At 64.5% G+C, this 14,942-nt stretch carries 13 protein-coding genes; 10 read left to right on the forward strand and 3 right to left on the reverse strand.

Annotated features, from left to right (window positions below):
• Positions 1–374 precede the first annotated feature (374 nt).
• From sucC to DSM43276_RS04640, 3 genes are all read left to right on the forward strand, one after another.
• Positions 375–1,538, forward strand: coding sequence for an ADP-forming succinate--CoA ligase subunit beta (sucC, locus tag DSM43276_RS04630; RefSeq protein WP_078327467.1), 1,164 nt, complete (start codon positions 375–377; stop codon positions 1,536–1,538).
• Between the two features lie 14 nt (positions 1,539–1,552).
• Complete coding sequence (gene sucD / locus DSM43276_RS04635) at positions 1,553–2,455, forward strand: succinate--CoA ligase subunit alpha (RefSeq protein ID WP_078327466.1); 903 nt, start codon at positions 1,553–1,555, stop codon at positions 2,453–2,455.
• 266 nt (positions 2,456–2,721) lie between these two features.
• Positions 2,722–3,324 (forward strand): hypothetical protein, encoded by a 603-nt coding sequence (locus DSM43276_RS04640; protein ID WP_078331474.1) that lies wholly within the window; start codon positions 2,722–2,724, stop codon positions 3,322–3,324.
• On the opposite strand, the gene DSM43276_RS04645 is transcribed toward DSM43276_RS04640, so the two are convergent.
• Complete coding sequence (locus DSM43276_RS04645; protein ID WP_078327464.1) at positions 3,321–4,169, reverse strand: LLM class F420-dependent oxidoreductase; 849 nt, start codon at positions 4,167–4,169, stop codon at positions 3,321–3,323. The two genes, DSM43276_RS04640 and DSM43276_RS04645, sit on opposite strands and share 4 nt — an antisense overlap.
• A 119-nt stretch (positions 4,170–4,288) precedes the next feature.
• Between DSM43276_RS04645 and sfnG the strand changes: the two genes are divergently transcribed.
• From sfnG to DSM43276_RS04685, 7 genes are all read left to right on the forward strand, one after another.
• Positions 4,289–5,410, forward strand: a complete 1,122-nt coding sequence (gene sfnG, locus DSM43276_RS04650) for a dimethylsulfone monooxygenase SfnG (RefSeq protein WP_078327463.1) — start codon at positions 4,289–4,291, stop codon at positions 5,408–5,410.
• A gap of 115 nt (positions 5,411–5,525) precedes the next feature.
• Positions 5,526–6,539 (forward strand): DUF5336 domain-containing protein, encoded by a 1,014-nt coding sequence (locus tag DSM43276_RS04655; RefSeq protein WP_078331475.1) that lies wholly within the window; start codon positions 5,526–5,528, stop codon positions 6,537–6,539.
• 26 nt (positions 6,540–6,565) lie between these two features.
• Positions 6,566–7,849, forward strand: coding sequence for a cell division protein PerM (locus tag DSM43276_RS04660; RefSeq protein WP_078331476.1), 1,284 nt, complete (start codon positions 6,566–6,568; stop codon positions 7,847–7,849).
• Positions 7,846–8,544, forward strand: a complete 699-nt coding sequence (purN, locus tag DSM43276_RS04665) for a phosphoribosylglycinamide formyltransferase (RefSeq protein ID WP_078331477.1) — start codon at positions 7,846–7,848, stop codon at positions 8,542–8,544. Before DSM43276_RS04660 ends, purN begins: the two co-directional genes overlap by 4 nt.
• On the forward strand, positions 8,514–10,094 hold the full coding sequence (gene purH, locus DSM43276_RS04670; protein ID WP_136628992.1) for a bifunctional phosphoribosylaminoimidazolecarboxamide formyltransferase/IMP cyclohydrolase: 1,581 nt from the start codon (positions 8,514–8,516) through the stop codon (positions 10,092–10,094). Before purN ends, purH begins: the two co-directional genes overlap by 31 nt.
• Before the next feature lie 22 nt (positions 10,095–10,116).
• Entirely contained in the window at positions 10,117–11,964 is a 1,848-nt protein-coding gene (locus DSM43276_RS04675; protein WP_078331478.1) for an ABC transporter ATP-binding protein/permease, read from the forward strand.
• Between the two features lie 308 nt (positions 11,965–12,272).
• The gene (locus DSM43276_RS04685; protein ID WP_078331490.1) at positions 12,273–13,505 is read left to right on the forward strand and encodes a hypothetical protein; all 1,233 of its coding nucleotides are present in this window, start codon (positions 12,273–12,275) and stop codon (positions 13,503–13,505) included.
• Here DSM43276_RS04685 and DSM43276_RS04690 read toward each other — a convergent pair.
• Both DSM43276_RS04690 and DSM43276_RS04695 read right to left on the reverse strand, forming a co-directional pair.
• Entirely contained in the window at positions 13,459–14,061 is a 603-nt protein-coding gene (locus DSM43276_RS04690; RefSeq protein WP_078327457.1) for a DUF1707 SHOCT-like domain-containing protein, read from the reverse strand. The two genes, DSM43276_RS04685 and DSM43276_RS04690, sit on opposite strands and share 47 nt — an antisense overlap.
• 86 nt (positions 14,062–14,147) lie before the next feature.
• Entirely contained in the window at positions 14,148–14,936 is a 789-nt protein-coding gene (locus DSM43276_RS04695; RefSeq protein WP_078331479.1) for an enoyl-CoA hydratase family protein, read from the reverse strand.
• Between the last annotated feature and the right edge of the window lie 6 nt (positions 14,937–14,942).

Below are 14,942 nucleotides of genomic sequence, written 5' to 3' on the forward strand. Positions count from 1 at the left end.
GCGTGACCAAAACGTGATCTAACCCAAGAGAAGGTAACGGTTGGGCAAGGGGAGTCGCAACTCAATGCGCGGAAACGCATATAAATGTGACTTGTGTCACGAAGTCGCTGATAGGGCTCCCAAGCCCCGGCAACGTTGCCGAATCTCGCCGGGGCTACCTCACCACAGATCACGGGCGTATGGCGACCCCCCGTGACCGAACTGAAACCGGTTACAGACGCGATCGAGTCCTGCCAGCGGGTGGCCGTCCGGTGAATTCTATGAGTGACCAGGTGGTGAATTCGGCCACTTACTCAGAAGTAGTGACGGGCCCCGCTGTGGCCTTGGCTACAGTCCGTAGTGCAATAGTGCCGATCGAAGATGAGGGCTAGTAGATGGATCTTTTCGAGTACCAGGCCAAGGAGCTGTTCGCTAAGCACAACGTGCCGACGACGCCGGGCCGGGTTACCACCACCGCCGAGGATGCCAAGGCGATCGCCGAGGAAATCGGCAAGCCGGTGATGATCAAGGCGCAGGTCAAGGTTGGTGGACGTGGCAAGGCAGGTGGCGTGAAGTACGCCGCCACTCCCGATGACGCTTTTACGCACGCGCAGAACATCCTGGGCCTGGACATCAAGGGCCACATCGTCAAGAAGATCCTCGTCGCCGAGGCCAGCGATATCGCCGAGGAGTACTACATCTCCTTCCTGCTGGACCGCGCTAACCGCACCTACCTGGCCATGTGCTCGGTCGAGGGTGGCGTGGAGATCGAGGTGACCGCCGAGGAGAACCCCGACGCGCTGGCCAAGGTGCCGGTCGACGCCGTCAAGGGCGTCGATCTGGCTCTGGCTCGTGAGATCGCCGAGAAGGGCAAGCTGCCCGCCCAGGTGCTGGATGCCGCCGCGGTAACCATCCAGAAGCTGTGGGAGGTGTTCGTCGGTGAGGACGCCACCCTGGTTGAGGTCAACCCGCTGGTGCGTACCCCCGATGATCAGATCCTGGCTCTGGACGGCAAGGTCACCCTGGACGGCAACGCCGACTTCCGTCAGCCCGGCCACGCCGAGTTCGAGGACAAGGACTCCACCGATCCGCTGGAGCTCAAGGCCAAGGAGCACGACCTCAACTACGTCAAGCTTGACGGCCAGGTCGGCATCATCGGCAACGGCGCGGGTCTGGTCATGTCGACTCTCGACGTGGTCGCCTACGCCGGCGAGAACCACGGCGGCGTGAAGCCCGCGAACTTCCTGGACATCGGCGGTGGCGCCTCGGCCGAGGTCATGGCCGCCGGTCTCGACGTCATCCTGGGTGATTCGCAGGTCAAGAGTGTCTTCGTGAACGTGTTCGGTGGCATCACCGCGTGTGACGCGGTGGCCAACGGCATCGTCGGCGCCCTGAAGACTCTCGGTGACACGGCCAGCAAGCCGCTCGTGGTCCGTCTCGACGGCAACAAGGTCGATGAGGGACGCGCGATCCTGGCCGAGTTCAACCATCCGCTGGTCATCCAGGCCGAGACCATGGACGCCGGTGCTGACAAGGCCGCCGAACTGGCGAGCAAGTAAGGGAGCTTGAATCAATGTCTATCTTTCTGAACAAGGATTCGAAGGTCATCGTCCAGGGCATCACCGGCGGTGAGGGCACCAAGCACACCGCGCTGATGCTCAAGGCCGGTACCCAGGTCGTGGGCGGCGTTAACGCCCGCAAGGCCGGAACCACGGTGTCGCACAAGGACTCCAGTGGCAACGACGTCGAGCTCCCGGTCTTCGGTTCGGTGGCCGAGGCCATTGAGAAGACCGGCGCCGACGTGTCGATCGCGTTCGTGCCGCCCGCGTTCTCCAAGGACGCGATTATCGAGGCCATCGACGCCGAGATCCCGCTGCTGGTCGTCATCACCGAGGGAATCCCGGTGCAGGACAGCGCATATGCGTGGGCTTACAACCTTGAGAAGGGCAACAAGACCCGGATCATCGGGCCCAACTGCCCCGGCATCATCACCCCCGGCGAGGCGCTGGTCGGCATCACGCCGAACAACATCACCGGCACCGGCCCGGTCGGTCTGGTGTCGAAGTCCGGCACCCTGACCTACCAGATGATGTACGAGCTGCGCGATTTCGGTTTCTCGACCGCCATCGGCATCGGCGGCGACCCGGTCATCGGCACCACCCACATCGACGCCATCGAGGCGTTCGAGAAGGACCCGGAGACCAAGATCATCGTGATGATCGGTGAGATCGGTGGCGACGCCGAGGAGCGTGCGGCCGACTACATCAAGGCCAACGTGTCCAAGCCGGTCGTCGGCTACGTCGCGGGCTTCACGGCCCCCGAGGGCAAGACCATGGGTCACGCCGGTGCCATCGTGTCCGGCAGCTCGGGTACCGCTCAGGCCAAGAAGGAGGCCCTTGAGGCCGCCGGTGTGAAGGTCGGCAAGACGCCGTCCGAGACCGCCAAGCTGGCTCGCGAGATCCTGCAGAGCCTGTAACGGGTTACGTACGCAAGGGCCCCGACCGGTTTTCCGGTCGGGGCCCTTGTCGTTTCGCCGTTATCGTGTCGCGCTGATGCTCAGGCTCGGTGAGGTCGGCATTCTGGCCGAAATCGCGCCTCCGGTAGCACCTTTCGCCTGCCTGGAGTCGTCGAATCTACTGTCAGGCGATATCGGGTTTCGTTCAGTGAGATTGTGTGACCTACGCATGAACAATCGGAGGACGGGGCATCGGCGCTCCTGGTGACCGGCTACCTTCTCGGTTCGTGGGCCTCTCGTTCGACACATCCGGTCTGGTGCCGAGCGTTGATGGCTGGTACGACCCGGCGACCGGTGATCAGTTCTGGGTCTCGGATTCGCGAGGCCCCTATCTGTCAGTGCCGCTGGAGGATCTGAGCGTGGTGCGCCGTGCGCTCGTCGAGGCGGTACTCGCGCGGCGCGCGGGAGTCATCGAGGCCTACATTGTTGGCGTCGACACGCTCCCGGGGCTGCTGTACGTGGTGAAGGTTCCGAAAGCTGATGCCCCGCAGGGCCTCACCTTCATGGCATCGATAGTGGTTCCGCGTGCGCATTCGTACGCGATGGTCTGCGGGGCATTCGCGGAGGGGCCGGTGACCGGGGTGCGCGAGGCGACCGTGCTGGAAGAGCTGCTGGCGGTTGGCGATCCGTCATCGCGCATGTGGCCCCCACACCCGTACGCGCCCGATCTCGAGCCGGGCATTCCGTACAACATCGCCGACGAAATACGTTGGGACGATAAGTTTCCCGATCATCCGCTGTCACGCCTACGTCAATGGGTGGCAAGGGTGACGCCCACCATCAGAGTGGGACAGAAATTCGCCGCCTTGCCGCCGTTCTCCGTGCACTAGGCGAATGCTGCGAGTTTTCCGGACAATCGTTCGATGTATGCCCGTACCTCGTCCTCGGAGCGATCAGGCATCCCGAAGATCGCCTCGGTGACACCCAGCTCGCGCCATGCGGCGAGCTGCTCGGGGTCCGGCTTGCCCGCCAGCACGTAGATCAACGGGTCGCCCGCACGGCCTGCCGCCGCCCATTTCTCCTTGAGTGCCACGATCTTGCCGGTGATGTCCTCGTCGCGCGGGGTGGACATCCAGCCGTCGGCGTTCTTGGCGATCCATGTGAAGTTCTTCTCGGTGCCGCCCGCACCCACGATCACCGGCACATGCTTCTGCACCGTCTTGGGCCAGGCCCAGCTGGGGCCGAAGTTGACGAATTCGCCTGAATAACTGGCCTCTTCGTTCTCCCAGAGCCTGCGCATCGCCTCGATGTACTCGCGCAGCATGGTGCGGCGACGGCCGGCGGGAACGTTGTGGTCGGCCAGCTCGTCGGTGTTCCAGCCGTATCCGACGCCGACGGTGACCCGGCCGCCACTCATGTGATCAAGGGTGGCAATCGATTTGGCGAGGGTGATGGGATCGTGCTCTACAGGGATCGCGACCGCGGTGGCCAGCCGGATCTTCGACGTCACCGCGCACGCAGCGCCGAGGGATACCCACGGATCCAGGGTGCGCATATAGCGGTCGTCGGGTAGTTCCGCGCCGCCGGTGCCGGGGTGTGCGGCCTCGCGCTTGATCGGGATATGAGTGTGTTCGGGAACGTAGAAGGTGCTGAACCCGCCGTCCTCGGCCGCCTTGGCGGCGATGTCCGGCGAGATGCCGCGGTCACTGGTGAACAGCACGAGCCCGTAGTCCATCCACCAATTAGAACGTGTTCCAGTTTTGTTGTCGAGAGTGGGGGCTACATCGTGCCGGGAACGGATCACGGTGAGTAAGACGGATGACCGCCCAAAGGGTTCGCTGTTTGCATACCTCCATGACGACCGAACGGATATCTGACCACGTCACATTCGCGTACTGGGTCCCCAACGTCAGCGGTGGGCTGGTCACCAGCACCATTGAGCAGCGCACGGACTGGGGTTACGACTACAACGTCGCCCTGGCGCGCACGGCAGAGAACAACGGTTTCGAATATGCGCTCACGCAGGTGCGTTACGAGGCCAGCTACGGCGCCGAGTACCAACACGAATCCACCAGCTTCTCCCTTGCCCTGCTGCTGGCCACCGAGCGACTCAAGGTGATCGCCGCCGTTCATCCGGGGCTCTGGCAGCCAGGTGTGCTCGCCAAGCTGGGCGCGACTGCCGACCACCTGTCGGGCGGTCGCTTCGCCGTCAACGTGGTTTCCGGATGGTTCAAGGACGAGTTCACCCACTTGGGCGAACCCTGGTTGGAGCACGACGAGCGGTATCGGCGAAGCGGCGAATTTCTCCAGGTGTTGCGCAAGATCTGGACCGAGGATGACGTCGACTTCCGGGGCGACTTCTATCGGATCCACGACTTCACGCTGAAACCGAAGCCGCTGCACACCCCGGAGCTGTTCCAGGGCGGCAACTCGACGGCCGCGCGCCGCAACGGCGGTTTGTACTCCGACTGGTACTTCTCCAACGGCAAGGACTTCGCCGGTATCACGGACCAGATCGTGGAGGTCCGGGATCACGCTCGAACCGTCGGCCGCGAGGTCAACGTGGGGCTCAACGGTTTCATCATCGCCAGAGATACCGAGGCCGAAGCGCGCGAGGTATTGCGGGAGATCGTCGCGAAGGCCAACCGCCCCGCGGTGGAAGGTTTCCGCGCGGCCGTTCAGCAGGCCGGCTCGGCCACAGGAGACAAGAAGGGAATGTGGGCGGATTCCTCGTTCGAGGACCTTGTGCAATACAACGACGGATTCCGCACCCAGCTCATCGGCACCCCAGAACAGATCGCCGAGCGGATTGTTGCCTATCGGCGGCGGGGTGTGGACCTGATCCTGGGTGGCTTCCTGCACTTCCAGGAGGAGATCGAATACTTCGGCGCCAAGGTGCTGCCACTGGTCCGCGAGATCGAGGCGGCCGATGCTCAGGAAACCCACAGCGAATATCGCGTACCGGTTTTGAGCTAACCGATGCGCCTCGGCCGCGTCTCGGCTTGTCCTTGCCCCAGCCGGGGCAACGGTGCAGTAGCGTGGAGGCGATCCACCCCGAGACCACGACCGAAACCGTGATGTAGGAGATGTAATGACGTATTCGACCGGTGGGCCCGGATACCAGCCCGCGCAGCCGTCCAATCCGTACGGCACCCCGTCCTTTGTGGCCGAGCCCAACACGGGCGCGCTAGGGGTTTACCTGCCCGGTGGTGTCTTGGTGCTCAGCCTGATCGGCTTCATCGCCGGTTTCGGGCCGTTTTACACCGGGAAGGCCAGCTCGGGGACGTCGGGAAGCTTCGGCGGGTTCGACCTCCTGGCCTTGTCGCCGGTCTTCGGCTTCGCGCAGTTCGCTCTGCTGATCGCGGGTCTGACCGCGGGTGTCTCGCTCCTGTCCGGCAAGGACGACAAGCAAGCTCCCGTCGCAATCCTGTCGATCGTCGGATTCCTCTTCGTGCTCGGTGGTCTGTTCGGCAACCCGTTCGCGGCCGCCTTCGGTGAGGTCGGTATCGGGTGGGGCCTGATCACGCTCGCGGTGGTGTCCGGCCTGCAGGCCGCGACCGCTGTCTACGCCCTGCTCAGTGAGGTGGGCGTCGTCAAGGCCAAGACTGCTTCTCCGGCGACCAACCCGTTCGGCAGCCAGTACCAGACGCAGCAGGGCCAGTACTACACCCCGCCGCAGCAGCCGCAGCAGCAGCTTCCCAAGCAGGGGCAGGGCTACGGCCAGGCCGGTGCTCAGGGCTACGGCCAGCAGCAGGGCTATGGCCAGCAGGCCGCTCAGAGCTACGGCCAGGCCGGTGCTCAGGGTTACGGCCAGCAGCAGCCCGCTCCCGCCGCGCCACCGTCGTACGGCGGCGGCTACGGCCAGCAGCCGCAGTCGGCGCCTCCGACTCCGCCGCAGGGCTTCAGCAGTACCGGGTTCACCCCGCCGTCAGCACAGCCGACCCAGCAGGCCGGATCGTCACAGCCGACCCAGCAGTACCCCACCTTTGGCGGGGCCAGCGGTCAGGCTCCCGGTGGTGAGCAGCAGGGCGGCGCCGCTACCGGCGGTGGCTCGGCCTCTGCCAGCGGTGACGATCTGTTCGGCACCTCTCGTCCCTCCAACTAGACGGTGTTTACTGCCGTGATCGGCGCGTGAATCAAACCTCGCGCGCCAATCCCGCACAGGCTCGCGCACTGCTGACGGTTGCCTTTGGCCCGTCAGCAGTTGCGTTGGTCATCATTGCGGCAATCGTCTTGGTGCAGTTGGTGATTGCCAACAGCGATATGACGGGGACGTTCGGTGCAGTGGCCAGCATGTGGCTGGGCACCCATCTGGTACCGATATCAATCGGTGGGCGAGTCATCGAGGTACTGCCGCTCTTGCCGACGGCCGCGATGGTGTGGGGTGTTGCCCGAACCGTCGCCTCGACAATCGCACCCACGGCTTCCTGGTACGTGATCCGGTGGGTGATCGCCTCGGCACTGGCCGGCCCGCTCCTGATGACGGCGATATCGCTGGCGATCATTCATGACGCGTCGACGGTGCTGACGCAGCTGCAATCGCCGAATGCCTTGCGCGCGTTCGGTTCTGTCCTCGGTGTTCACGCGACCGGTGCAATTGCCGGCGTCTTACTGCGGGTTGGCAGGCGGCTCATAGCGGTCTTGCAGCTGCCGTCGTGGCCGACGGAGGCCGCCCGTGGCGCCGTCGCCGGGGTGCTCGCGCTGTTCGGGCTGTCCGCTGCCGTGACGGCGGGGTCGCTGGTGGTCCACTGGGCGACGATGGATCAGCTGTATTCGGTCACCAACGATTTTGTAGGTCAGCTGAGCCTGACACTGTTGGCGCTCCTCTACGCGCCCAACGTCATTCTGGGTGCATGCGCGCTGGCGGTCGGATCCAGTGCAAATGTCGGCACCGCGGCCTTCAGTGCGTTCGCGGTGTTCGGCGGCCAGCTGCCGGCGGTGCCGATTCTCGCGGCCGTTCCCACGCCACCGCTCGGCCCCGCATGGGTGGCACTCATGATTATCGGTGCGGTGTCCGGGGTGGCCGTGGGCCAGCAATGCGCACGCCGACCCGCGCCATGGCCCACCGCGATCCACAAAGTGGTCACGGCGGCACTTCTGGCCGCAACATTCCTGGCGATCGTCGGAAAGCTCGCTGGCGGACAGCTGGGGAACTTCGGACGGCTGGGCATCGACCAGGGCACGTTCGGCCCCGGTGTGTTCTTCTGGTTCCTGGTCATCGGCCTATTGACGGTGTTCATGTTGGGTGGAGCCACCCGTCTCCCGGCCAAGGCGCGGCCGGAACCGGAACGTGAGCCCGCGCCGGAACCGGAAAGCGGTCCCGAACCGGAAAGCGATCCCGAACCGGAACCCGTAACAGAACCGGAGCCCGGCCCCGAGAGCGACTCCAGCGACCCTCCGGATCCGGCCACGTGACCAGCCCGGCTACGCTCAGCGGCGTGTCGGTGTCGGATTCTCTTCGCGCAAGCGGCTCATCGGAGCCCCAGCAAGTCGTTGAGATTGCCCCGTCTGCCCCTGCGCGCGTCGTGGTGCTGGCTTCCGGTACGGGAACCCTCCTGCGCTCCCTGCTCGACGCGGCCACGGGTGACTTCCCGGCTCGGATCGTCGCCGTAGGCACCGACCGGCAATGCGATGCCGTCGATATCGCCGCGGGCGCGCAGCTTCCTAGCTACACCGTGCGGCTCGGTGAGTACGGCACCCGCGAACATTGGGACGCCGCGATCACCGAGGCCACCGCCGCGCACCGGCCCGATCTGGTGGTATCGGCCGGATTCATGAAGATTCTTGGACCACAGTTTCTTTCGCAGTTCTTGGGTCGGGTCATCAACACGCACCCCGCGCTGCTGCCGTCCTTTCCGGGCGCGCACGCCGTGCCCGAAGCCCTGGCGCATGGGGTCAAGGTCACTGGCTGCACGGTGCACCTGGTCGACGCCGGGATGGATACCGGCCCGATCCTTGCGCAGCAGGCCGTCCCCGTTCATGGGGATGACGACGAGGCGAGCCTGCATGAACGCATCAAGGTGGTGGAACGGACGCTGCTGGTAGATGTGCTGGCCGCGGTGGCCACCAGAGGTTTGACATGGAACGGAAGAAGGGCCTCCATCAAGTGAGTACGCAGCGACCCGTACGGCGGGCATTGATCAGCGTCTACGACAAGACCGGATTGGAAGAGCTCGCTAGCGGTTTGCACGCCGCCGGTGTGGAACTGGTGTCCACCGGATCTACCGCGAAAACCATTGCCGCCGCGTCAATTCCGGTGACACCGGTGGAAGAGGTGACCGGGTTTCCGGAGGTGCTGGATGGCCGGGTGAAGACCTTGCATCCGCACGTGCACGCCGGCGTCTTGGCCGATACCCGCCGAGAGGAACACCTCACCCAACTCGAGGAGCTGGGCGTCAAGGGTTTTGAACTGGTGGTGGTCAACCTGTACCCGTTTGCCGCCACGGTCGCCTCGGGTGCCTCCGAGGACGAATGCGTCGAACAAATCGACATTGGTGGCCCCTCGATGGTGCGCGCCGCTGCCAAAAACCACCCGAGCGTGGCGGTGGTCGTCGACCCCGCCGCATACGGTGACGTGCTGGCCGCCGTCGATGCCGGGGGGTTCACCCTGGAGGCACGGAAGGTGCTGGCGGCCAAGGCGTTCCGTCACACTGCCGAGTACGACGTGGCTGTGGCCGGCTGGCTGTCGGCTGTCGCGGAGCCTGAGGGCGCGGAATTGCCGGCGTGGATCGGTGGGACGTGGAACCGCTCGGCGGTGCTGCGCTATGGCGAGAACCCGCACCAGCAGGCGGCCTTGTACACCGGCGCCACGGGGCACGGCTTGGCGCAAGCCGAGCAGCTGCACGGAAAAGAGATGTCGTACAACAACTACACGGATGCCGATGCCGCCTGGCGTGCCGCGTGGGACCAGGACAAGGCCTGTGCGGCCATCATCAAACATGCCAACCCGTGCGGTATCGCTGTGTCGGACATATCGATTGCGGACGCGCACCTCAAGGCCCACGAATGCGATCCGTTGAGCGCTTTCGGCGGGGTGATAGCCGTCAACCGTGAGGTGAGTGTGGAGATGGCCGAGCGGGTCGCCGACATCTTCACCGAGGTGATTGTCGCGCCGGGGTACGCAGATGGCGCGGTGGAGGTGCTGAGCCGCAAGAAGAACGTGCGTCTGCTGCGTGTGGCCCAGTCGCAGTCCGGGCGCACCGAGTGGCGACACATCAGTGGTGGTCTGCTGGTGCAGGAGCGCGACGCGCTCCACGCCGAGGGCGATGACCCGGTCAACTGGACGTTGGTCGCCGGCACTGCCGCGGACGAGGATACGTTGGCGGACTTGGTGTTCGCCTGGAAGGTCGGGCGGGCCGTCAAGTCCAACGCGATCGTCGTCGCCTCCGGCGGCGCCACCATCGGTGTCGGTATGGGACAGGTCAACCGCGTCGACGCCGCGCGCTTGGCGGTCTCGCGGGGTGGGGATCGAGTCTCCGGTGCGGTCGCGTCTTCGGATGCGTTCTTTCCCTTCCCAGACGGCCTGGAGGTGCTGACGGAGGCCGGAGTGCGCGCCGTCGTGCATCCGGGTGGGTCGATGCGCGATGAGCTGGTGACCGATGCCGCCAAGGCCGCGGGAATCACGTTGTACACCACCGGAGCACGCCACTTTGCCCACTAGGGTGCATTAAGAGGGAGAGCCAATGGTTCAGCCCAGTTTGGATTGGCCGGGCGAGCCATTGCGCTCGCTGGTGTGGACGCTGCAGGCCTGGGTGATCACCATGGTGATCTTCCTTGCGGTGGCGTTCGCCATCGCTCGCTTCACCCAATGGGGACAACAGTTCTGGCGGGTCAACGCGCCCTTCTTCTGGGGACGCGAGACCTGGCGCACGTGGGCGCTGGTGGCGTTCATGATGTGGCACACCGTGTACATGGCGCGCGTGACGGTCATCTTCACGTACCAGTACAAGGACCTGATGAATGCATTGCAGGTCGGTTCGGAGGCGCTCGTCACTCATGACTCCGGACTGCTGGCGGACGCGCGTCAGGCGTTTTTCACGTCATTCGCGATCAGCGGAGTGTTGGTAGTACTCACCGTGACGTACACGGTGGTGGATCTCTTCCTGCGGAGAGTTCTCGCCATCCGGTGGCGGGTATGGCTCAACACGCGGCTCGTTGACGACTGGATGAGCAAGGATGCGTTCTACCGCAACCGTTTTCTGGACACTCCGGTGGAGAACCCGGACCAGCGAATCCAGATTGATATCGAGACGCACACCACCAAGTCGGTGGATTTGGTTCTCGGCGCGGTGAACAAGACGCTGCTGATTGTCATGTTTACCGGGGTGCTCTGGCAGCTCTCGGGTCCGTTGTTGTTGTGGGGAGTCGAGATCCCGCGCGCCATGGTGTTCATCGCGTTCGTCTTCTCGATCACCGTGACGGTCCTTGCGTTCTGGATCGGCCGGCCGTTGGTGCGGCTGAATTTCTTGAACGAACGATTCAGCGCGAGTTTCCGTTATGCGTTGGTGCGCTTGCGCGACAGCGCGGAGCGCGTGGCGTTCTACCGTGGCGGCGAGCGTGAACGCAGACTGCTGCATGCACGCTTCGCCGACATCATCGCCAACATGTGGCGGATCGTCTTCGCGCAGCTGCGACTAAACGGCTGGAATCGCGGTGTCGGCGATGTGACGACGGGGATGATCCCCTACATCGTGCAGGCGCCGCGGTTCTTTACCGGGCAGATCAAGGTGGGAGACCTGCTGCAGACTGTCGCGGCCTTTGGAAGTGTCTGCGGCGCAATGTCCTTCTTCCGGGACAGCTATGACGAATTCACCGTCTATCGGGCCGCGCTCATGCGTATCGACCAGATGCTCGACAGCGATCACCGCGCGCGCGAACTGGCACGGATTGACGTGACCGAGGTGGATGATGCCCTGATCCTCACCGATGTCGATGTCCGAGATCTGCAGGGACTGGACATGATCGCGGACCTGAGCCTCGAGCTGACCGCGGGTGGCAGTGTCGTCGTCAAGGGCCCATCGGGATGCGGGAAGACCACCCTGCTGCGCAGCCTGGCGCAGCTGTGGCCACAGGCCACGGGCTTGGTCGCCCGTCCTGACGGGTGGGCGACTCTGTTCCTGCCGCAGCTGCCGTACCTGCCGTTGGGCAACCTACGCGAGACCGTGGTGTATCCGCTTCCGGTGGAGGATGTTTCGGACGAGAAGCTGGTACAGGCTTTGCGTGATGTCTCGCTGGGGCACTTGACCGAGCGGTTGGACGAGGAAGCCGACTGGGCGGCCGTGCTCTCGCTGGGCGAGCAGCAGCGGGTGTCCTTCGTGCGGGTGCTGCTGGTACGCCCGACGGTGGTGTTCCTCGATGAGTCGACCTCGGCCCTGGATGAGGGGCTGGAGGACGCGATGTATGCGCTGGTGCGGGAACGGCTACCCGACTGCGTGGTGTTCAGCGTGGGGCATAGGTCGACGATCGACCGTCACCACCAGTCGCGGTTGCAGCTGACGGGCAGCGGCGCATGGGAGCTCTCACCGGTGTGAATCGTCCCGGGTGGGAACTTTTGGCTACGGCCGTACGACTGATCTAGTGACGGCGCCTGCGGGTTGGGCGTGCGTCCACCGCAGTGGCTCCATGCGACGGATGCCACCACGGTGCTTCTGATGAGTTGGGCAGTTAACCGTTGAATGAAAGGAACCGCCATGCGCGATATCGCTGTTGAGATCGTTGTCGAGGACGATGAAATCGTCACCGCGACGGAAATGGTTGCCAGCCACTAAGAGTGGACGTCGGGCGTGCGTGGCCATCCCACTGGCCGCGCACGCCCGTACGCAAGCACGGAGGCAAAACAGTGTTCGTCCATGACCCCCGCTGGCGCCAGTTCGTCGCGGACTGGGCTCCTCGCTATGAAGAAACGGTCTTCATTCCCGAGCTGGTGCCGGACCAGAGCGCGATCGCCGAGCGGATAGCGGCGGCAGTGACTTCAGCAACCACCGCCGACGGAAAAGGATTGCGACTGCGCGCATTCCGGGGCAGCGAGTTCGACTTCAAGCTCACTGAGCGGCTCTCACGCAGCGCGCCGCGAGGCGTGCAGTCCCTGACCGAGTGGCTCGCCGATAACGCCGACGATCGCCCGGCATGCGTCGCCATCAACGACGTCTCCTCGTGGGATCTGGGTCTTGCCGCGTTGGCCCAGGCCGTGGTGGGGAGCCTTGTCCCGGACCGAGACCTGGTGTCCGGCGCCGATATCTACACCTTCGTCGCCGATGTGGAATGGACACCTTTCGGAGTTCACAAGGACGATGAGCCATCACTGATTTTCCACCTGGGTCCGGGTGTCAAGGAACTCTGGGTGTGGCCCGCGGACGGAATTGACCAACATCAGTTGTTCGAGAACCCGTCATTGGGCAAGGTCTCGTTTGACTTCGACCGATTGCTTCCCGGCGCGAGTCGCTACATCCTGCGCCCGGGCGACTTCGTGTGCATTCCCCGTGGGCGCTACCACCTTTTCCGTAATGTGGGTCCCTCGGTGTTCCTGGGCGTCACGCTCTTCCCGCCAAACATCCGAAAATCATTTTCGGACTTGATGATCGACCACTTTGGTGCTCGGCTCGATGCGGCGGGCGAGCCGCGCAGCTTCGACGATGTCCGTCAGGTCGTGATGGAGACGCTCCGCGACCCCGAGGCGATGTCCGGATTGGCGACAACCATGGAACTGGCGGCGGCGAAACAGCGCACCGCCGGGTATCTGCGGGCACCGAAGGTGGTGGCTTTGCGCGGCGGTGATCCTCCCGTTGGGGCCACCTTCGGCTGGGCGTATCCCGGAGTGGTGCAATCAATCGCGGCTGCGGATCGGACCCACCTGGTGGCCCGTGGTCGCGCTATCGCGTTCGGTGGCGTGGTGAACCTTGACGGACTCTTAGCACTGGCCGGGGAGTTCACCGCGACTGATCTTGACGCAGTACTAGCGGAACTGGATATCGACCGGCGCCATCAGGTTGTGAATGCACTGTGGCGCTTCGGCGCTCTGGATCTTGTTAGCGCTCTTCCAGCGACTCGCGCCGCTTGCGCCGCTTCCGCTTGACGTTCACGCCGCCCCACAGTGAGAACCCTGTGACCGTCACGTGCGGGGCACCCTCTACGCCCCTGCCGCTCGCTGAGTGATCGAAGCCACCCATCACCGCGACGCCCGTGACGTCCACGTTGAGCTCGGGCGGTAAGAGGATGGTCTGGCCGCCCATGATGGAGAAGGAACGGATCTCCACCTCCTTGGAGGTGAAGTCGGCGTAGCGCAGGTCCAGCACGCCGCCACCCCAGAGCGCGAATGAGGTGAGCTTGCTGGGCACGTTCCAGCGGCCGCGTCGTTCAAATCCGCTCATGATTGCCATCAGCACCGTCGAGGGGGCGGGCTTGCTGTCTTGACCGCGAACTTGAGAAGTAGCAACCGCGGGCAGATCCGCGCTGAGCTGATCAAGCTCACCGTATGTATTTGCCGAGTACACCTTCGTGAGGCGCTCCTCGAACTCAGAGAGCTCCAGCCGACCCTGCGCGGCAGCGTCGGATAACAGCTGTGCGACGCGCATGCGATCGGCGTCTGCGGCCCGCATCGATGCGGTAACCCGCTCAGGGAGGTTGCTCATCACCGCCGAGCCTACGACGAACGGCGCTTAAAGGCACGCGGTTCATTAGTGTTGCTCAGCGCACTACACGCGTAGTGCCGTCTGGTTCACACCTGCCAGGCGGGTGGACGCTTCTGCAGGAACGCCAGCATGCCCTCCTGCGCCTCGGGAGACACGAACAAACGCGCGGAGGTTTCCGTCAACTCGACTGCACGCGCGTCGAAATCGGCGAGGATCGGCGCGGTGGTGAGTCTCTTCGACTCGGCCAGCCCTTGCGGCGAACCGAGCGCGATGTCATCCACTAACGACGTGACCGAGGCCTCGACTGCCTCGGGACTGTCGACGGACGTGGTCACCAAACCGATCTCCGCGGCCACCCGTGCGTCGAACCTCTCGCCGGTAACGAAGTAGCGCGCGGCCGCCCGGCCGGTGAGCCGGGGCAGCAGCGTCAGCGAGATGATCGACGGCGCGACTCCGATGCGTGCCTCGGTCAGTGCGAAGGTGCTGTCGGGTCCCGCTACCGCGATATCCGCCGCACCCACCAGACCGAAGCCGCCGGCGCGCACATGGCCGTTGACGGCGATGATGACGGGCAGGGACAGCTCAAGAATGTCGCGCAAGAGCGCGGTGAGTTGGCCGGCCCGATCCTTGGCGACATCTTGGGGTGAACCCTCCGAGGCCTCGCTCAGATCGGCGCCCGCGCAGAAGGTGTTGCCGGTGTGGCTGAGCACTACGGCGCGCACGGTCTTGTCGGCAGCGGCGCGCCGCAGTCCCTCGCGCAGTTGCCGCACCAACCCGCTGGACAACGCGTTGCGGTTGTGTGGTGAGTCGAGCGTCAGGCGGGCGGCACGGCCCTCCACCTCGTACTGGACCAGGGTCTCAGATTCTTTCGCCATTCGGCC

Origin of the sequence: Mycobacteroides salmoniphilum (assembly GCF_004924335.1) — a bacterium.
GTDB lineage: Bacteria > Actinomycetota > Actinomycetes > Mycobacteriales > Mycobacteriaceae > Mycobacterium > Mycobacterium salmoniphilum.